We start from the raw sequence: 19,815 nt of genomic DNA, 5'->3' as shown, positions 1-19,815 counted from the left end.
CATAGGGGGAAAAGGTGAACATTCTTAGTTATTTGCAAAAGGTGGGACGGGCGCTGATGGTGCCGGTCGCCACGCTGCCCGCCGCCGCCATCTTGATGGGCGTCGGGTACTGGATTGACCCTGTTGGTTGGGGCGGCGACAACGCGCTCGCCGCTTTCTTCATTAAATCCGGCTCCGCTATCATCGACAACATGTCGGTGCTGTTCGCTATCGGCGTGGCCTACGGCATGTCCAAAGACAAGGACGGTGCCGCCGCGTTGACCGGCTTCGTCGGCTTCCTGGTGCTGACCACCCTCTGTTCGCCGGCCGCCGTGTCGATGATTCAGAAGATCCCGCTGGATCAGGTGCCTGCCGCGTTCGGCAAGATCCAGAACCAGTTCGTCGGTATTCTGGTGGGCATCATTTCCGCCGAAGTGTACAACCGCTTCAGCGGCGTCGAGCTGCCTAAGGCGCTGTCGTTCTTCAGCGGCCGCCGCCTGGTGCCGATCCTCATCTCCTTCCTGATGATCCTGGTCGCTTTCATTCTGATGTACATCTGGCCGGTGATCTTCAACGGTCTGGTGAACTTCGGTGAACACATCCAGAAAATGGGCTCGGTCGGCGCGGGCATCTATGCCTTCTTCAACCGCCTGCTGATTCCGGTTGGCCTGCACCACGCGCTGAACTCGGTGTTCTGGTTCGACGTGGCCGGCATCAACGATATTCCTAACTTCCTCGGTGGCCAGCAGTCGATCGAAGCCGGTAAAGCGGTTGTCGGCATCACCGGCCGTTATCAGGCGGGCTTCTTCCCGATTATGATGTTCGGTCTGCCGGGTGCGGCGCTGGCCATTTATCATTGCGCGCGTCCTGAGAACAAAGCCAAAGTGGCGGGCATCATGCTGGCGGCCGCGTTCGCCGCCTTCTTTACCGGTATCACCGAACCGCTAGAATTCTCCTTCATGTTCGTGGCACCGGTGCTGTACGTGATCCACGCCGTGCTGACCGGTATCTCGGTGTTCATCGCCGCCAGCATGCACTGGATCGCCGGTTTCGGCTTCAGCGCCGGCCTGGTCGATATGGTGTTGTCGTCCCGCAACCCGCTGGCGACCCACTGGTACATGCTGATCCCGCAAGGCTTGGCGTTCTTCGTCATCTACTACGTGGTGTTCCGCTTCACTATCAACAAGTTCAACCTGATGACCCCGGGCCGCGAGCTGGCGGTTGCCGGTGACGAAACCGACGGCTACGACGTCAACGTCGACAGCAACGCCGGTAAAGACGAGAACGAAACCACCACGCTGGCCCGTCGCTACGTCGGCGCGATCGGCGGCTCCGACAACCTGACCGGCATCGATGCCTGCATCACCCGCCTGCGTCTGAATGTGAAAGACTCCGCGCTGGTGAACGACGCATTGGCGAAACGCCTCGGCGCATCGGGCGTTATCCGCCTGAACAAGCAGAGCGTGCAAGTGATCGTCGGCACCCGTGCCGAACTTATCGCCAGCGCGATGCGCAACGTGATCGCGGCCGGCCCGGTAGCGGCAGCGGCGGCTCCGGCGGCGGCCCCTGCTGCAGAAGCCAAACCGCAGGCGGTGCCGAACGCACCGAAAGCCGCGTTTGAAACGCTGGTGGCGCCGGTAACCGGTGAAGTGGTGGCGCTCGATCAGGTGCCGGACGAAGCCTTCGCCAGCAAGGCGGTAGGCGACGGCCTGGCGATTCGCCCGACCGACAACATCGTGGTGTCGCCGGCTGACGGCACCGTGGTGAAAATCTTCAATACCAACCACGCCTTCTGCCTGGAAACCGACAAGGGCGCTGAGATCGTGGTGCACATGGGGATCGACACCGTCGCGCTGGAAGGCCAGGGCTTCAAACGCCTGGTGGAAGAGGGCGCGGAAGTGAAAGCCGGTCAACCGATTCTGGAACTGGATCTGGATTACCTGAACGCCAATGCGCGTTCGATGATAAGCCCGGTGGTAGTCAGCAATTCTGACGACTATGCCGGCCTGGCGGCGCTGGCCAGCGGCTCGGTGGTCGCCGGTCAGACCAAGCTGTACGAGATCCAGAAATAAGGCTGTTTTTACCTGAGTAGTACCCGGGGCCGGTCACGCATCATGGCGGAGTTTGCCCCGACTTGGCGGGAAGAGAGCGATCTCTTCCCGCTTTTTTTATCCCATTTCGCTCCACGGCGGTGCGCTGCGCGCCGATGGTGCAATATGCCGCATTTTTCGTGAAACAAACGGTTGTTTCCAGACGTGGCTTGTTGGATCATAGGCGGTTATGTGTAGCGCTTTGCATTGAGGAACAGTGAAATGAGTGAGGCTGAAGCCCGCCCAACCAATTTTATCCGTCAGATCGTCGATGAAGATCTGGCGTCGGGGAAACACACGTCGGTACATACCCGTTTCCCGCCGGAGCCTAACGGCTATCTGCATATCGGCCACGCCAAGTCCATCTGCCTGAACTTCGGCATCGCCAAGGACTATCAGGGCCAGTGCAACCTGCGTTTCGATGACACCAACCCGGTGAAAGAAGACATCGAGTTCGTGGAGTCAATCAAGCACGACGTGGAGTGGCTGGGCTTTGAGTGGAGCGGCAACGTTCATTACTCCTCAGACTATTTCGATCAGCTGCACCAGTATGCGGTTGAGCTGATTACCAAGGGGCTGGCCTACGTCGATGAGCTGTCGCCGGAGCAGATCCGTGAATATCGCGGCACCCTGACCTCGCCGGGCAAAGACAGCCCGTACCGCGACCGCAGCGTGGAAGAGAACCTGGCGCTGTTCGAGAAGATGCGCAACGGCGAGTTCGCCGAAGGCGCCGCCTGCCTGCGCGCCAAGATCGATATGGCTTCGCCGTTTATCGTGATGCGCGATCCGGTGCTGTACCGCATCAAGTTTGCCGAACACCACCAGACCGGCAACAAATGGTGCATCTACCCGATGTATGATTTCACCCACTGCATTTCCGATGCGCTGGAAGGGATCACCCATTCGCTGTGCACCCTGGAGTTCCAGGATAACCGCCGTCTGTATGACTGGGTGCTGGATAACATCACCATTCCTTGCCACCCGCGGCAGTACGAGTTTTCGCGTCTGAACCTCGAATACGCCATCATGTCGAAGCGCAAGCTGCACCAACTGGTGGCCGAGAAGATCGTCGAAGGTTGGGATGACCCGCGCATGCCGACCGTCTCCGGTCTGCGCCGCCGCGGTTATACCGCCGCCTCGATTCGCGAGTTCTGCCTGCGCATCGGCGTGACCAAGCAAGACAACAACGTCGAGATGGTGGCGCTGGAATCCTGCATTCGCGACGATCTGAACGAGAACGCCCCGCGCGCCATGGCGGTGCTGGATCCGGTGAAAATCGTCATCGAGAACATGGGCGATGCGGTGGAAATGGTCACCATGCCTAACCACCCGAACAAGCCGGAAATGGGCAGCCGCGATGTGCCGTTCAGCCGCGAGATCTATATCGATCGCGCCGACTTCCGCGAAGAAGCCAACAAGCAGTACAAGCGTCTGGTGCTAGGCAAGGAAGTGCGTCTGCGCAATGCGTACGTGATCAAGGCCGAGCGCGTCGAGAAGGACGAAGCGGGCGAGATCACCACCATCTTCTGCAGCTACGATGCGGAAACGCTGAGCAAAGATCCTGCCGACGGCCGCAAGGTGAAGGGCGTGATCCACTGGGTGTCCGCGGCGCACGCGCTGCCGGCGGAAATTCGCCTGTACGATCGCCTGTTCAGCGTGCCTAACCCGGGCGCGGCGGAGGATTTCCTCTCCACCATCAACCCGGAATCGCTGGTCATCAAGCACGGTTTCGTCGAGCCGAGTCTGGCGGCCGCCCAGCCGGAGAAGGCCTACCAGTTCGAGCGTGAAGGCTACTTCTGTGCCGACAATCGTTACTCGTCGGCCGAGCATCTGGTGTTTAACCGCACCGTTGGTCTGCGTGACACCTGGGCGAAAATCGAAGGCTAATCTTATTCGCCTTGGAAATTAATGAATCAGCGCGGCTTAGGCCGCGCTTTTTTTATGTCTGCCATCGAGCAAATCATCTATTCCTGCAGCGTTATTCCGGGCTGTGCTTAATTAACCGCGGTGCGTTAATCAATAAGTTTTTTGATATTGGACTTAATAGTCTTAATTTTTACTTATATATTCGTGATGCGAATTAATTTCATTTGGAGAGCGCTCTCAATTTTTATTGTCTGAATGACGCATTTAGTCAGGCTGAAACCATTAATCGTCTCTGGTTGACCTTGTATCTCAATTTATTCTGATTTAATTGAATTTTTTATTCGACACCTTCCATGAACACCGGCGTAACAAAATCTCACTGATATGTGCTCCTTGTCATATTTTGACAAATCTCCCGCATTTTTCATTTGATAATTCGCGTCGCGAAAAATAGTCTGTCTGTAGCAATTAGTGCTGTGGGAATAACATCTCGTCGGCAATTTTTTTTACCCGTTCGGGTTTTTTATTGGCAGTCGTGCAGGGCAGTGGTGAACACAGGCGGCTGCAACTTTTAAGTTAAGTCAAAGAGGAATTTCAATATGGGTACGCACGGTGCTCAGCGTAAAACGCTGGCGCTCGCAGTCGCGGGCGCGCTGTTGGGAACAGGGTTTGCCATGGCGCCTGAGGCGAAAGCCGCAGGGTTTATCGATGACTCCACGCTGACCGGCGGCATCTATTACTGGCAACGTGAGCGCGACCGTAAAGATCTCAATCCGGACAGCAAGGATTACAACCAATACACCACCAACCTGTCGCACTCTACCGCCAACCTGAGCCTGGATTTCGCCTCGGGCTACGCCTGGGACATGTTCGGCTTGGATGTCGGTGCCTTTACCGCCATCGAGCTGGCGGAATCCAGCGCCAGCGGCCACCCTAACGAGATCGCGTTCTCCTCAAAAAACCGTACCTACGACGAAGACTATTCCGGTGACAAAGGCGGCGTCAGCCTGTACAAAGCCGCCGCCAAGTTCAAATACGGCCCGGTCTGGGCGCGCGCCGGCTATATTCAGCCGAGCGGCCAAACCCTGCTGGCGCCGCACTGGAGCTTTATGCCGGGCACCTATCAGGGCGCCGAGGCCGGCGCCAAGTTCGACTACGGCGATGCCGGCGCGTTGAGCTTCTCCTACATGTGGGCCGACAAATACAAGGCGCCGTGGCATATCGAGGTGGACGACTTCCGCCAGAACGATAAGAAAACCCGCGTCTCCTACCTGCACTCGCTGGGCGCCAAGTACGATTTCAAAAACGATCTGGTGCTGGAAGCCGCCTTCGGCCAGGCCCAGGGTTACGTGAATCAGTACTTCACCAAGGCGTCTTACAAATTCGATGTGCTGGGCAACCCGCTGACCACCAGTTACCAGTTCTACGGTGCGGAAGATCGCATCAGCGACAAGAACGATCCGAACAGCATCTACGACGGGCTGGCCTGGCTGCAGGCGCTGACCTTCGGTTACACCACCGGCCAGTTCAACTGGCGTCTGGAAGGCACCATGGTCAAGGCGGAAGGCAACCAGGGTTTCTTCCTGCAGCGCATGACCCCGACCTACGCCTCGTCCAACGGCCGCCTGGACGTGTGGTGGGACAACCGCTCCGACTTTAACGCCAACGGCGAGAAAGCGGTGTACGCCGGCGTGATGTATGACCTCAGCAACTGGAACCTGCCGGGCATGGCGGTCGGCGGCTCCTACGTTTACGCCTGGGACGCCAAGCCGAGCACCAACCCGATCTACGATCAGAGCCAGCGCCTGAAAGAGAGCGCCTGGAGCCTGGACGCGATGTACACCATCCAGGAAGGGCGCGCCAAGGGCACGCTGATCAAGCTGCACTACACCCAGTATGACAACCACACCAACATCCCGAGCTGGGGCGGCGGTTACGGCAACATCTTCCAGGACGAGAAAGACGTCAAGTTCATGGTCATCGCGCCATTCACCATCTTCTGATGCGTTCCCCGGCCTCGTCGCCGGGGGCAGTTAAGGGAATTCAACGATGAAAAAAATCATGCTGATGTTGGCGGCCGCCGCGCTCTTGAGCGCCTGCGCGCAACCCGCCGCGCCGCCGGAAGACGCTAAATTGAAGCAGGCTTACAGCGCCTGCATCAACACCGCCGAAGGCTCGCCGGAGCGTCTGCAGCCCTGCAAGGCGGTGCTGAACGTGCTGAAACAAGAGAAACAGCACCAGCAGTTCGCCGCGCAGGAAACGGTGCGGGTGATGGATTATCAGAACTGCATTATGGCGGTGCACAGCGGTAACGGTCAGGCTTACGACGCCAAGTGCGGCAAGCTGTGGCAAGAAATTCGCGATAACAATAATTAAGAAGGACTAGAAGATGAACGCATTCAAACTGAGCGCACTGGCCGCTTTGACGGCAACGATGGGATTCCTGGGCGGCATGGGTAATGCCATGGCCGATCAACAGCTGGTGGATCAGCTGAGCCAGCTGAAGCTGAACGTGAAAATGCTGGATAACCGCGCCGGCGAAAACGGCGTGGATTGCGCGGCGCTGGGCGCCGACTGGGCCTCATGCAACCGGGTGTTGTTCACCCTCAGCAACGACGGGCAGGCGATCGACGGCAAGGACTGGGTCATCTATTTCCACAGCCCGCGCCAGACCTTGCGGGTGGATAACGATCAGTTCAAGATCGCGCATCTGACCGGCGATCTGTACAAGCTGGAGCCGACCGCCAAATTCAGCGGTTTCCCTGCCGGCAAGGCGGTGGAAATCCCGGTGGTCGCCGAATACTGGCAGCTGTTCAGAAACGACTTCCTGCCGCGCTGGTATGCCACCTCCGGCGACGCCAAGCCGAAAATGCTGGCGAATACCGACACCGAAAACCTGGACCAGTTCGTGGCGCCGTTCACCGGCGATCAGTGGAAGCGCATCAAGGACGACAAAAACATTCTGATGACGCCGGCTTCGCGCTTTGTCAGCAATGCCGATCTGCAGACGCTGCCCGCCGGCGCGCTGCGCGGCCAGATCGTGCCGACACCGATGCAGGTGAAAGTGCACGCACAGGACGCCGACCTGCGCAAAGGGGTATCGCCGGATCTGAGCACGCTGGTCAAGCCGGCGGCGGACGTCGTCAACCAGCGCTTCGCGCTGCTGGGCGTGCCGGTTCAGGCCAACGGTTACCCGATCAAGACCGACATCCAGCCGGGCAAGTTTAAAGGCGCGATGGCGGTGCCGGGCGCTTATGAGCTGAAAATCGGTAAGAAAGAGGCGCGGGTGATCGGCTTCGATCAGGCCGGGGTGTTCTACGGGTTGCAGTCGATCCTGTCGTTAGTGCCGAGCGACGGCAGCGGCAAGATCGCCACGCTCGACGCCAGCGATGCGCCGCGCTTCCAGTATCGCGGCATTTTCCTTGACGTGGCGCGCAACTTCCATAAGAAGGACGCGGTGCTGCGCCTGCTGGATCAGATGGCGGCTTACAAGCTCAATAAATTCCACTTCCACCTGAGCGATGACGAAGGCTGGCGCATCGAGATCCCCGGTTTGCCGGAGCTGACGGAAGTCGGCGGCCAGCGCTGCCACGATCTGAGCGAAACCACCTGCCTGCTGCCGCAGTACGGCCAGGGGCCGGACGTCTACGGCGGCTTCTTCAGCCGTCAGGACTATATCGACATCATCAAATACGCCCAGGCGCGCCAGATTGAGGTGATCCCGGAGATCGACATGCCGGCGCACGCCCGCGCGGCGGTGGTCTCTATGGAAGCGCGCTACAAGAAACTGCATGCCGCCGGCAAAGAGCAGGAGGCCAACGAGTTCCGCCTGGTGGATCCGACCGATACCTCCAATACCACCTCGGTGCAGTTCTTTAACCGCCAGAGCTACCTGAACCCGTGCCTGGATTCCTCCCAGCGCTTTGTCGACAAGGTGATTGGCGAGATTGCCCAGATGCATAAAGAAGCCGGGCAGCCGATCAAAACCTGGCACTTCGGCGGCGATGAGGCGAAAAACATCCGCCTGGGCGCCGGCTATACCGACAAGGCGAAACCGGAGCCGGGTAAAGGCGTCATCGACCAGAGCAACGAAGACAAGCCGTGGGCCAAGTCGCAGGTTTGCCAGACGATGATCAAAGAAGGCAAGGTGGCCGACATGGAACACCTGCCGAGCTACTTCGGCCAGGAGGTCAGCAAGCTGGTGAAGGCGCACGGTATCGACAGAATGCAGGCCTGGCAAGACGGCTTGAAAGACGCCGAGAACGCAAAGGCGTTCGCCACCTCGCGCGTGGGCGTCAACTTCTGGGATACGTTGTACTGGGGCGGTTTCGATAGCGTCAACGACTGGGCCAACAAAGGATATGAAGTGGTGGTCTCCAACCCGGACTACGTCTACATGGACTTCCCTTACGAGGTGAACCCGGACGAGCGTGGTTACTACTGGGGCACACGCTCCAGCGACGAGCGCAAGGTGTTCAGCTTCGCGCCGGACAACATGCCGCAGAACGCGGAAACCTCGGTCGACCGCGACGGCAACCACTTTAACGCCAAAAGCGACAAGCCGTGGCCGGGCGCCTACGGTCTGTCCGCTCAGCTGTGGAGCGAAACCCAGCGCACCGATCCGCAGATGGAATACATGATCTTCCCGCGCGCGCTGTCGGTAGCGGAACGCGCCTGGCACCGCGCCGGTTGGGAGCAGGACTATCGCGCCGGCCGTGAATACAAAGGCGGGGAAACCCACTTTGTCGACACCAAGGCGCTGGAGAAAGACTGGCTGCGCTTCGCCAATATCCTGGGCCAACGAGAACTGGCCAAGCTGGACAAAGGCGGCGTCGCCTACCGTCTGCCGGTGCCGGGCGCTCGTGTGGCGGGCGGCAAGCTGGAAGCGAATATCGCGCTGCCGGGATTGGGCATCGAGTACTCCACCGACGGCGGCAAGCAGTGGCAGCGTTATGACGCCAAGGCCAAGCCGGCGGTATCGGGTGAGGTGCAGGTGCGTTCGGTCAGTCCGGACGGTAAACGTTACAGCCGCGCCGAGAAGGTCTAAGCCCGGCACATCGGCCTGTCGTCATGGCGGCGGGCCGCTTAACGAAGGGGGAATGCGTTCGCCCCCGCGCGTGCCGGCGTGGGGCGGATGTCGAAGTGAGAGCAGTACGTGGAGTCGCAGTGCCGCTGCAATTGTAGTATTTCATGACATGATCTTTCCCCGGCTTGCCCGGGGATTTTTTTGCCCGTTGTACGGCGGGCATAAAAAAACCGCCTCAATGTGAGGCGGTTTCTCATAGCCGGTGAGGCTTATTTCTTGTCGTGCAGCGATTCGTCTTCGCGGCAGTCACCGGTTTCACAGTGGCCGTACAGGTACAGACTGTGGTTGGTAAGCTTGATGCCGTGCTGCTTGGCGATATCACGCTGGCGCACTTCGATGGATTCGTCGCTGAATTCGATCACTTTGCCGCAGTCCAGGCAAATCAGGTGATCGTGGTGATGCTGTTGGGTCAGCTCGAACACGGACTTGCCGCCTTCGAAGTTGTGACGTGTCACAATGCCCGCATCGTCAAACTGGTTCAGTACGCGATAAACCGTTGCCAGGCCGATCTCTTCGCCCATATCAATCAGTTTTTTGTACAAATCTTCCGCACTGACGTGATGGCATTCCGGATTTTGCAGTACTTCCAGGATTTTGAGTCGCGGAAGCGTGACTTTTAAGCCGGCCTTCTTCAATGCGATGTTGTTGTCGGTCATGCGAATTCAGTCCTGTTACTATGCTAATCAAGTTGAGGCGTACTCGCCTGTGGCATCGGTCGGCACAAAGAGTTAATGCGTCTCATTATAGAACCGGTTGTACTAAATGGAAACCGCCGGTTGTTAACAAAGATATAATTGCACTATTGCATGTTTTGCATGCAACGCCTTGATGGATGGGATAAACCGATATCTCAGTCTACCGTGACGGGGTGGGAAGTTACAAATCTGTAGCTTCTATCGCAGCAATCCCTGTTGCCGATGACGGCCCTGTCGGCACACTATGCACTTTACAGGGCCTTTGTTCAACCTTTCGCCAGTCCCGGCGTTTAGCCGACGATATCGGCCAGGCTCAGCTCTTCGACGATCTGTTTGACCCAGGCGTCGACACGCTCGTTGGTCAGCTCCGGCTGACGGTCTTCGTCGATCGCCAGACCGATGAAGTGGTTGTCGTCCGCCAGGCCTTTGGAAGCTTCGAAGTGGTAGCCTTTGGTCGGCCAGTGGCCAACGATGGCCGCGCCGCGCGGTTCGATGATGTCGCGAATGGTGCCCATCGCGTCACAGAAGTATTCCGCGTAGTCTTCCTGGTCGCCGCAGCCGAACAGCGCCACCAGTTTGCCGTTGAAATCGACTTCTTCCAGCGTCGGGAAGAAATCGTCCCAGTCACACTGCGCTTCACCGTAGTACCAGGTCGGGATACCCAGCAGCAGGATATCGAACCCTTCCAGGTCTTCTTTGCTGCTTTTGGCGATGTCGTGCACTTCAGAGACGTCGTCGCCAAACTGTTTCTGGAGAATTTTCTGGATCATTTTGGCAATGTTTTCGGTATTGCCAGTGTCGCTGCCAAAGAAAATGCCTACAGTAGCCATATCGCGTATAACCTTTAAATTCAATTAATTGCATTACTCGGCGCCGGCACTGCCGCCGATTAAAATGATGCCATGGCAAGAGCCTTTCGCCACGGTGGCGGGCGCCGACAGGCGCAGTCTCTTACCGGTAAATGCGTATCATGCCAGAAAGTGGCGCCGGGGTTTTATCGCATTTATGCGATGCCGAAGGATGAAGAAAAGCGTGGTCGATCCGGCGTTGTCCTTAACGCCGCGCCGCGCGTGCGGCCGAAGAGATCAATGTTCCGGCTGTTCTTCCGCCAGTTGCGCCAACAGCATCTGCTCGATGAGTTCGCTGCGGCTGATGTTGCGCTGTTCCGCCAGTTTGTTCAGGGCGTCCACCGCATCCGCGTTGATTTTCAGCTCTACGCGCCGCAATCCGCGCACTTTATCGCGCCGTAACTGATTGCGCTTATTGATTCTAAGCTGTTCATCGCGGGAAAGCGGGTTGGTTTTCGGGCGCCCCGGACGGCGTTCATCTGCGAACAGATCCAGCGTCGTGCGATCCGTTTGTTCTTTTGCCATAGGTAGCGGTACTGCAAGGGAGTTTGCATCAAAAAGCGCTCGCACGCTTCCGGAGGCATCGGTTAACACACTTCGGGCCAATAAACCCTAACCCAAATTTACCGCCGAACCGGCGTTCGCGAACGCGCTGGCGCGGCGGCAAAATTATAGCGCGCCATATTACCCCAGCAGATGGAGCGGCGACAATGCCTAACTGCGGGCTAAACGCGCTAAGCCGTTATCTTTAGCGCGTTTTTTCGTCAGGTGAGCGCGTTTTTCAGGCTTCGCCGAGGAAACGGTGGATGGCGCGCAGCACCGCTTCCGGTTTTTCGGCGTGCACCCAATGGCCGGTGCCGGCGACGACGTGCGCGCGTGCCTGCGGGAATTGGCGGGCGATGTCTGCACGGTAGCTGTCCTGCACGTACGGCGACAGGCCGCCGCGAATGAACAGGGTCGGGTGTGGCCAGGCCGGGACTTCCTGCCAGCCGGTGATGTCTTCGTAGCGTTCGATCAGCACCGGCAGGTTGAAGCGCCATTCACCGTGATGGAAGGACTTCAGCAGGAACTGGATCACGCCTTCTTCCTGCAGGTAGTCGCGCATCAGCTGGGCGGCCGCCTGGCGCTGGGTGATGCCGGCGGCGCTGACGGCCTTCAGCGCGGCGAAGATCTCGTCGTGGCGTCGGGTTTGGTAATCCACCGGCGCGACGTCGATCACGATCAGCCTGGCGATGCGCTCGGGCGCGATGGCGGTCAGCGCCATCGCCGCTTTGCCGCCCATCGAGTGGCCGATGACGATCGCTTTCTCCAGCTGCAGTTCGTCGAGCAGCGCCAGCAGATCCTGCGCCATGGCGGGGTAGTTCATGTCGTCGGCGCGCGGGGAGAGGCCGTGGTTGCGCAAATCGACCTTGATCACACTGTGCTGTTTATGCAGATCGCGCGCCAGCACGCCCAGGTTGTCCAGATTGCCGAACAGCCCGTGGATCAGCAGCACCGGCAGCGCGTCTGACTCGGCGGCCAGCAGTTGATAATGTAATTTCATGGCGAAGTTCATACTGAGAGAGATTCAGATTAGGGTATCATGATTGAATCGCACGATGAATCATGCGGAATTTTCGCGGCGCGGGCTTGGCAGTGCCGGCTATAGGTATTAGTCTGCATTTTCAGTCCGGAGGCACATTGTTGTGTTCGCCCCAGCGCTTTTAACCTTATAATCCCATGGCTTGAATGCAGGATCTGGCTTCAGGTTCTAAGTAGAAAAAACAGTATTGGATAAAGATGAAAACTATTGAAGTCGACGAAGAGCTTTACCGTTATATTGCCAGCCACACGCAACACATCGGTGAAAGCGCGTCCGATATTTTACGCCGCATGTTGAAATTCACCGCCGGGCAGCCGGTGCGCGCGTTGCCTGCCGCCAGTGCGCCGCCGTCCGTCGAGCTGGAAAAAACGGCGTCCGCGCAGCGTCCGCGCGATCGCGTGCGCGCTGTGCGTGAGCTGCTGTTGTCGGATGAATATGCCGAGCAGAACAAAGCGGTCAACCGTTTCATGCTGGTGCTGTCTACGCTGTATACTCTCGATGCCGCCGGTTTCGCCGCCGCCACCGAGGCGTTGACCGGCCGTACCCGCACCTATTTCGCCGGCGATCAGCAGACCTTGCTGGCCAACGGCACGCATACCAAGCCGAAGCATGTACCGGGCACCCCTTACTGGGTGATCACCAATACCAATACCGGCCGCAAGCGCAGCATGATCGAACACATCATGCAGACCATGCAGTTCCCGGTGGAACTGATCGAGAAAGTTTGCGGTACCGTCTAATTTAGCGAACAGCCCGTCATGATGGCCGTGCGCGACGTATTTGCCCGGTCACCGACAGGGATTAGGGAGATATGTCGATGGCGAATAATCCACGTGCCGGGCAGCCCGCCCGTCAAAGCGATCTGATCAACGTAGCCCAGCTGACGTCGCAGTACTATGTGCTGCAACCGGAAGCCGGCAATGCCGCACATGCGGTGAAGTTTGGTACCTCCGGCCACCGCGGCAGCGCGCAGCGCCACAGCTTCAACGAAGCGCACATCCTCGCCATCGCTCAGGCGATCGCCGAAGTTCGTCATCAGCAGGGCACCACCGGCCCGTGCTACGTGGGTAAAGACACCCATGCGTTGTCCGAGCCGGCCTTTATTTCCGTGCTGGAAGTGCTGACCGCCAACGGCGTCGATGTGATCGTGCAGGAAAACAACGGCTTCACGCCAACGCCGGCGGTATCGCACGCCATTCTGTGCCACAACCGCCGCGGCGGCGCGCAGGCCGACGGCATCGTCATTACGCCGTCCCACAACCCGCCGGAAGACGGCGGCATCAAGTACAACCCGCCGAACGGCGGCCCGGCCGACACCAACCTGACGTCGGTGATCGAAAAACGCGCCAACGATCTGCTGGCGCAACAGTTGAAAGGCGTTCAGCGTCAGTCGCTGGACAAGGCCTGGAACAGCGGCCACCTGCACGCCAAAGATCTGGTGCAGCCTTATGTCGAAGGCCTGGTTGACGTGGTCGACATGCCGGCCATTCAACGCGCCGGCCTGAAGCTGGGTGTGGATCCGCTCGGCGGTTCCGGCATCGCCTATTGGCAGCGCGTGGCGGAACACTACAAGCTGGATCTGACGCTGGTGAACGACTCCATCGATCAGACCTTCCGCTTTATGCACCTGGATCACGACGGCATCATCCGCATGGACTGCTCGTCCGAGTCGGCGATGGCCGGCCTGCTGGCGCTGCGCGACAAATTCGATCTGGCGTTCGCCAACGATCCGGATTACGACCGTCACGGCATCGTCACGCCGAAGGGCCTGATGAACCCGAACCACTATCTGGCGGTAGCCATCAACTACCTGTTCCAGCATCGCCCGCAGTGGGGCGCCGATGTGGCGGTAGGTAAAACGCTGGTGTCCAGCGCGATGATTGATCGCGTGGTGGCTGACCTGGGCCGCAAGCTGGTGGAAGTGCCGGTCGGTTTCAAATGGTTCGTGGACGGCCTGTTCGACGGCAGCCTGGGCTTTGGCGGCGAAGAGAGCGCCGGGGCCTCGTTCCTGCGTTTCAACGGCCAGCCGTGGTCGACCGACAAAGACGGCATCATCATGTGCCTGCTGGCGGCTGAAATCACCGCGGTAACCGGTGAGAACCCGCAGCATCACTATGACGATCTGGCCAAGCGCTTCGGCGCGCCAAGCTACAACCGCATCCAGGCGCCGGCAACCCATGCGCAGAAAGCGGCGCTGTCCAAGCTGTCGCCGGAGATGGTCAAGGCCAGTACGCTGGGCGGGGATCCTATCACCGCGCGTCTGACCGCAGCGCCGGGCAACGGCGCGTCGATCGGCGGCCTGAAAGTCATGACCGACAACGGTTGGTTCGCGGCCCGTCCTTCCGGTACCGAAGAGGCATACAAGATCTACTGCGAGAGCTTCCTCGGGGCGGAACACCGCGAGAAAATCGAGCACGAAGCGGTTGAGATCGTCAGCGAAGTGCTGGCTTCCGCCAAATAATCGCTGTTCTCGTCTGATAAAAAGCGCTGTTTTTACAGCGCTTTTTTTATGTCTGTAATTTAGATATATCTTTTTTATGGCACGCGCTTGCGCATTTAGATATATCGATCTAGATTAGCGTTATCGACGCTGTTTAGATATATCTAAACAACCTCGTATTGATGTTCACTGTTAGAGCGAGGTATCACCCTATGTTTCATCGATTAGGTTTACACCGGCATCATCACCATCATGAATGTGAAGAGGGGCGCCGTCATCGCGGTGGGCGCCATCACTTCGGCGGCGACGGCGAAGAGCATGGCCGTGGCGGACGCGGCGGCCGGGGCGGGCGTCATCGTCTGTTCGAACACGGCGATCTGCGCCTGGTGCTGCTGGCGCTGGTGGCGCGCAAGCCCAGCCACGGGTACGAATTGATCAAGGCGATCGAGGAAGCCTCTTCCGGCCTGTATGTGCCGAGCCCGGGGGTGATTTACCCCACGCTGACACTGCTGGAAGAGCAGGATTTCCTCGAACCGCTCACCACCGGCAACGGCCGCAAAAGCTACCGCATCACCTCGGCGGGCGAGGGCGAGCTGCAAAAGCATCAACAGGTGGTTGAGGTCATTCTGGCGCGTTTGGCGGGCGCCGGCCGCGAGCATCATCGGCACGGCAACCTGGCGGAAGGCATTTACGACGCCATGAACCGTCTGCGCAGTCTGCTGCGCGGCAACGTGATGCGCGCCGATCTTACGCCGCAGCAGGTGGAGCGCATCAACGCCGCACTGTTGACCGCCGTGGCGGCGATCGAAAGCGAAATGCACATTCAACCCACGCAGCAGGAGGAGAACTGATGCCCGGCCACCGTTTTAACATTACCGTTGAAGCCCTGAGCGATCGCCAGGGCAACCCCGTCGAGAAGGCACCGCTGAGTTTTGAGGTGACCAACCACGACGATATTCTCGAGATCGTCGAGCGCATTCGGGCGCGTGACGATCTGAACTTCGGCCCTGAGCAGAGCGCGGCCTTCGCCGTGGGGTTGAAACTGTTCTCCGAAGTGATGATCGAAAACCGCAAACACCCGGTGTTCGCTCCGCTGCGCGAGGCGTTCAAGGAATTTATGGTCGGATTGAAGAAGGGCCCGGCGGCGTAAAGGCGCGGCAAACCGCGCCCACCGGGATTAAGGCATGAAACGATAGCCGACGCCGGTTTCGGTCAGCAGGTGTTTGGGCCGGGCCGGATCGGCTTCCAGCTTCTGCCGCAGATGGCCCATGTAGATGCGCAGGTAGTGGCTGTGCTCCACGTAGTTCGGCCCCCAGACGTGGCTCAACAGCTGGCGTTGGGTGATCACCTTGCCGGCGTTGGCCAACAGCTCCGCTAACAGGCGAAACTCGATCGGCGTCAGATGCAGATCTTCGTCGTTGCGCAGCACCCGGCGATTCACCAGATCGACGGTGATAGCCGAAAAGCTCACCAGCGGGCTTTCCTGTTGGCTGGCGGAGTGGCGGCGCAGCGCGACCCGCACCCGCGCCAGCAGCTCACCGATGCCGAACGGCTTGCTGAGGTAGTCGTCGGCGCCGGCGTCCAGCGCGGCGATTTTGTCCTCTTCGGCGTTGCGCGCCGACAGCACGATCACCGGAATGGCGCTCCACTGCCGCAGATCGCGGATGTAGCTCAGCCCGTCGCCATCCGGCAAGCCCAAATCCAGGATGATCAGATCCGGTTTGCGCGTGCCGGCCTCAATCAGCCCACGCTGCAGGGTTTCACTTTCAAACACCCGCAGGCCTTCGCTCTCCAGCGCGGTGCGCACGAAGCGGCGGATCTCTTTTTCATCTTCAACAATCAGAATGTTGGTTGGCGTTATGCTCACGTTTCCCCTGCGTTGATTACAGATCGAAGGCGTCGCCGTCGATCTCGGGCGGTTTTTCCAGCGGCAGCACGAAGCGGAAGCTGGCGCCGCCGTTGGCGCCGTTTTCCGCCCAGATGCGGCCGTCATGCACTTCAATAATGGCACGACAAATGGCTAACCCCAAGCCGACGCCGGGGATCGCCGACTCTTTATTGCCGCGTGAAAACTTGTCGAAAATCAGCTGCAGCTGATCGGCGGGGATGCCGGGGCCGTTATCCCAGACCTCGACTTCCAGCCACTCGGGCAGCGTGCGGGCGCGAATGCCGATGGTGGCCTCGGCGCCGGCGTATTTATTGGCGTTTTCCAACAGGTTGGTGAACACCCGCTCCAGCAGGCTGCCGTCGCAGTTGACCAGGATCTGTTCCGGCGGCAGCTCGACCTCGATCGGATGCTGGCTGAGCAGCGGCTCCAGCATGTGCAGCGAAGCGCCGACGATCTCTTCCAGCGACTGCCACTCTTTACGCAGGCTGAAACCGCCGGACTGGATGCGCGCCATATCCAGCAGGTTGTTCACCAGCCGGGTGGTGCTCAGCACCTGCTGGCGGATCTGGCTGGCCTGGGTGGCGTGATTGGAGCCTTCGGCCGCCAGGTCCAGCGTGAGAATTTCCGCCTGGCCGAACAGCACGGTCAGCGGGGTGCGCAGATCGTGCGACAGCGCCGCCAGCAGCGAGTTGCGCAGCTGTTCGCGTTCGGCGTCCAGCTTGGCTTCTTCGGCGCTGCGCGCCAGGTGCAGCCGTTCCAGCGCGCTGGCGATCAGCACTGCGAAGGTTTGCAGCAGCCGCTGTTGTTCCGGCACCATCAGCTGGCGCAGGTTGTTGGGTTCGATCGCCAACAGGCCGAAGGTCTGTTTGGGGGTATTGAGCGGCAGCAGCTGGTAAGGCACGCCGGGCAGAGTGTCGGTGCCGGCACCGGCCGGCAAGCCTTTATCGAAACTCCAGCGCGCGATGGCTTCGTCTACCGACAGCAGCCCGCCTTCCTCGCCGATCATTTGCTGCAGCCGGCCGTCTTCCTGCGGCAGCAGCAGCACGGTTTTCGCCTGGAAGCTGCTGGAGAGGAAATGACGGCTGGTGTTGGCGATGTCGGCCACGGTCAGCGCGCGGCTCAGCCCGCGTGACATTTCGTACAGATGGCGCGCCCGCTGCTCGCGGTAGCGCGCCACCCGGGCCTGATAACGCACCCCGGCGGTCAGGTTGCCGATGATGATGCCGACGGCGAGCATCACGCCGAAGGTCAGCAGATACTGCATATCGCTGACGGCGAACGACCATTCGGGCTGGACGAAGAACAGATCGAAACTGGCGACGTTGATCACTGCCGCCAGCACCGATGGCCAGCGGCCGAAGAACAGCGCGACGATCGCCACGCCGAGCAGGTAGACCATCACCAGGTTGGCCTGATCGAAGCCCGGCAGCAGCCACTGCGAGAGCAGGGTGATCAGCGCGCACAGCGCCACCGCCACCGCGCAGCCGCGCAGCTGCATGCGCCATTTCTCATTGAAGCTGCGGCCGTCGTGCTCCTTGCCCGGCGGCGGCTGTGCGGCGTCGCTGTCCAGCGCGACGATCACCAGATCGAGATCCGGGCCCAGCCGGCCGAGGCGATCGGCGAAGCTGCCGCGCAGCTTCCAGCGTTGCTCGCTGCGGCGGCCGATGATGATTTTGCCGAGGTTATGTTCGCGGGCGTAGCGCAGCACTGCGCGCTCTTCGGACGGATCGGCCAGGGTGGCGGTTTCGGCGCCCAGCTCCTGCGCCAGCCGCAGCGCGCGCAGAATGGCGCGGCGCTGGTTTTCCGGCAGCCGGTGCAACTTGGGGGTTTCCACGTAGACCGCATGCCAGTGGCAGCCGAGCCGCGCCGCCAGGCGGGCGGCGATGCGCACCAGCTTTTCGTTGCCGCTGTTGTGGCCGACGCATAGCAGAATGCTGTCGCGGGTGTGCCACACTTTCTCGCGCCCCTGGGTGTCGCGAAACTCGCGCATCTGGTCATCGACTCGATCGGCGGTGCGGCGCAGCGCCAACTCGCGCAGGGCGATCAGGTTGCCTTTACGGAAAAAATGCTCGATGGCGCGCTCGGCCTGGCCGGGAATATACACTTTGCCTTCGTGCAGCCGCCGGCGCAGATCGTCCGGCGGCAGATCGACCAGCACCACTTCGCTGGCCTCGTCAAACACGTGGTCGGGCACCGTTTCGCGCACCCGCACGCCGGTCACGCCGCCCACCACGTCGTTCAGACTTTCCAAATGCTGCACGTTGACGGTAGTCAGCACGTCGATGCCGGCGTCCAGCAGCTCTTCCACATCCTGCCAGCGTTTGGGGTGGCGCGAACCGTGGGCGTTGCTGTGCGCCAGTTCATCCATCAGGATCAGCGCCGGATGGCGCGCCAGCGCGGCGTCGAGATCGAATTCATGCACCAGCCGGCCGCGATGCTGGATGCGCTTTTGCGGCAACAGCGCCAGGCCGTCGAGCAGGGCGGCGGTCTCGCTGCGGCCGTGGGTTTCCACCACGCCGACCAGCACGTCCAGCCCCTGAGCGCGCAAACGCTGGGCCTCCTGCAGCATGGCGTAGGTTTTGCCCACGCCGGCGCAGGCGCCGAAGAATACCTTCAATCGGCCGCGCGGTTTTTCATTGGCCAGCGCCAGCAGGCTATCGGGATCGGGACGCTGCTGTTCTTCTTCGACCATGACAATTCCTTGTGTTACCAAGCAAAAAGGGGTTCGGCACGCCGAACCCTATCACTATGCTGAATACGGCGCGTTACTTCAACGCATCCAGCGCCAGGTTCAGCTTCAGCACGTTGACCACCGATTCCCCCATGAAGTTGGGCGTGGCCCGATCGGTGTTGTCTTCGATCAGTTTGGCGACCTGTTCCGGCGGCAGATGACGCGCCGCCGCAACCCGCGCCAGCTGATACCGCGCCGCGGCGATCGAAATCTGCGGATCCAGCCCGCTGCCGGAGGCGGTCAGCAGATCCACCGGGATCGGGCCGCTCATGGCCGGATTGGCCTGGCGCAGCTGCGCCGCGCGTTCGGCGATAGCCTTATCCAGCGCCGGGTTGGTGGCCGCCAGGTTGCTGCCGGCGGAGGCCTGTGGATTATAAGCCGAATCGCCGGTGGCCGACGGGCGGCCCCAGAAATAGTCGGCGCGCGTGAAGTTCTGGCCGATCAGCGCGGAGCCGACCGCCTTGTCGCCCTGGTACAGCAGCGAACCGTTGGCCGCGCCCGAAAACAGCAGCTGCGCCAGCCCGGTGGTCAGCAGCGGATAGGCGATGCCGGTGATCAGCGTCAGCAGGATCAACATCACCAGCGCAGGTCGTAAATACGTCATGTTCAT

General features: G+C 60.0%; 16 protein-coding genes. 9 read left to right on the top strand and 7 right to left on the bottom strand.

Going from position 1 to position 19,815, the window contains the following annotated elements; translation table 11 throughout:
• The first annotated feature begins 14 nt into the window (after window positions 1–14).
• From nagE to MMS95_RS19785, 5 genes are all read left to right on the top strand, one after another.
• On the top strand, window positions 15–2,051 hold the full coding sequence (gene nagE / locus MMS95_RS19805) for an N-acetylglucosamine-specific PTS transporter subunit IIBC (protein ID WP_031299992.1): 2,037 nt from the start codon (window positions 15–17) through the stop codon (window positions 2,049–2,051).
• 240 nt (window positions 2,052–2,291) lie between these two features.
• A complete protein-coding gene (glnS, locus tag MMS95_RS19800; protein WP_015376953.1) occupies window positions 2,292–3,956 on the top strand; it encodes a glutamine--tRNA ligase in 1,665 nt (554 codons plus the stop codon).
• Window positions 3,957–4,534: 578 nt separating this feature from the next.
• The gene (locus tag MMS95_RS19795) at window positions 4,535–5,938 is read left to right on the top strand and encodes an OprD family outer membrane porin (RefSeq protein ID WP_004939945.1); all 1,404 of its coding nucleotides are present in this window, start codon (window positions 4,535–4,537) and stop codon (window positions 5,936–5,938) included.
• A gap of 46 nt (window positions 5,939–5,984) precedes the next feature.
• Entirely contained in the window at window positions 5,985–6,311 is a 327-nt protein-coding gene (chiQ, locus tag MMS95_RS19790) for a ChiQ/YbfN family lipoprotein (RefSeq protein ID WP_076740485.1), read from the top strand.
• 13 nt (window positions 6,312–6,324) lie between these two features.
• Complete coding sequence (locus MMS95_RS19785) at window positions 6,325–8,982, top strand: beta-N-acetylhexosaminidase (protein WP_242142134.1); 2,658 nt, start codon at window positions 6,325–6,327, stop codon at window positions 8,980–8,982.
• 248 nt (window positions 8,983–9,230) lie between these two features.
• Here the strand turns inward: MMS95_RS19785 and fur are convergent, their stop codons facing one another.
• The 4 genes from fur to ybfF all read right to left on the bottom strand — a co-directional run bounded on the left by fur (window position 9,231) and on the right by ybfF (window position 12,119).
• The gene (gene fur, locus MMS95_RS19780) at window positions 9,231–9,677 is read right to left on the bottom strand and encodes a ferric iron uptake transcriptional regulator (RefSeq protein ID WP_004939939.1); all 447 of its coding nucleotides are present in this window, start codon (window positions 9,675–9,677) and stop codon (window positions 9,231–9,233) included.
• Between the two features lie 329 nt (window positions 9,678–10,006).
• Window positions 10,007–10,546, bottom strand: coding sequence for a flavodoxin FldA (gene fldA / locus MMS95_RS19775; protein ID WP_004939938.1), 540 nt, complete (start codon window positions 10,544–10,546; stop codon window positions 10,007–10,009).
• A 255-nt stretch (window positions 10,547–10,801) separates the two neighbouring features.
• The gene (ybfE, locus tag MMS95_RS19770; protein ID WP_004939936.1) at window positions 10,802–11,089 is read right to left on the bottom strand and encodes a LexA regulated protein; all 288 of its coding nucleotides are present in this window, start codon (window positions 11,087–11,089) and stop codon (window positions 10,802–10,804) included.
• A 256-nt stretch (window positions 11,090–11,345) separates the two neighbouring features.
• Window positions 11,346–12,119 (bottom strand): esterase, encoded by a 774-nt coding sequence (gene ybfF, locus MMS95_RS19765; RefSeq protein WP_081835542.1) that lies wholly within the window; start codon window positions 12,117–12,119, stop codon window positions 11,346–11,348.
• A 224-nt stretch (window positions 12,120–12,343) separates the two neighbouring features.
• Between ybfF and seqA the strand changes: the two genes are divergently transcribed.
• The 4 genes from seqA (at window position 12,344) to MMS95_RS19745 (ending at window position 15,736) form a co-directional block, all read left to right on the top strand.
• Entirely contained in the window at window positions 12,344–12,886 is a 543-nt protein-coding gene (gene seqA, locus MMS95_RS19760) for a replication initiation negative regulator SeqA (RefSeq protein ID WP_242142132.1), read from the top strand.
• Window positions 12,887–12,963: 77 nt separating this feature from the next.
• Complete coding sequence (gene pgm / locus MMS95_RS19755) at window positions 12,964–14,607, top strand: phosphoglucomutase (alpha-D-glucose-1,6-bisphosphate-dependent) (RefSeq protein ID WP_060560416.1); 1,644 nt, start codon at window positions 12,964–12,966, stop codon at window positions 14,605–14,607.
• 191 nt (window positions 14,608–14,798) lie between these two features.
• A complete protein-coding gene (locus tag MMS95_RS19750; RefSeq protein WP_015376959.1) occupies window positions 14,799–15,437 on the top strand; it encodes a PadR family transcriptional regulator in 639 nt (212 codons plus the stop codon).
• Window positions 15,437–15,736 carry a DUF3861 domain-containing protein gene (locus MMS95_RS19745; protein WP_004939927.1) on the top strand — a complete coding sequence of 100 codons (300 nt, stop codon included), beginning with the start codon at window positions 15,437–15,439 and terminating at the stop codon, window positions 15,734–15,736. The genes MMS95_RS19750 and MMS95_RS19745 overlap by 1 nt, the downstream gene beginning before the upstream one ends.
• Window positions 15,737–15,763: 27 nt before the next feature.
• On the opposite strand, the gene kdpE is transcribed toward MMS95_RS19745, so the two are convergent.
• The 3 genes from kdpE to kdpC form a co-directional block, all read right to left on the bottom strand.
• Window positions 15,764–16,453, bottom strand: coding sequence for a two-component system response regulator KdpE (gene kdpE / locus MMS95_RS19740; RefSeq protein WP_033637458.1), 690 nt, complete (start codon window positions 16,451–16,453; stop codon window positions 15,764–15,766).
• A gap of 16 nt (window positions 16,454–16,469) precedes the next feature.
• Window positions 16,470–19,166: a two-component system sensor histidine kinase KdpD gene (gene kdpD / locus MMS95_RS19735; protein ID WP_033633919.1), complete on the bottom strand. Its 2,697-nt coding sequence runs from the start codon at window positions 19,164–19,166 to the stop codon at window positions 16,470–16,472.
• A gap of 73 nt (window positions 19,167–19,239) precedes the next feature.
• A complete protein-coding gene (gene kdpC / locus MMS95_RS19730; protein WP_015376963.1) occupies window positions 19,240–19,809 on the bottom strand; it encodes a potassium-transporting ATPase subunit KdpC in 570 nt (189 codons plus the stop codon).
• Window positions 19,810–19,815 lie beyond the last annotated feature (6 nt).

It is taken from the genome of Serratia sp. PGPR-27 (assembly GCF_022678525.1).
GTDB lineage: Bacteria > Pseudomonadota > Gammaproteobacteria > Enterobacterales > Enterobacteriaceae > Serratia > Serratia nematodiphila.
This window is presented reverse-complemented; position numbering and strand designations above follow the sequence as displayed.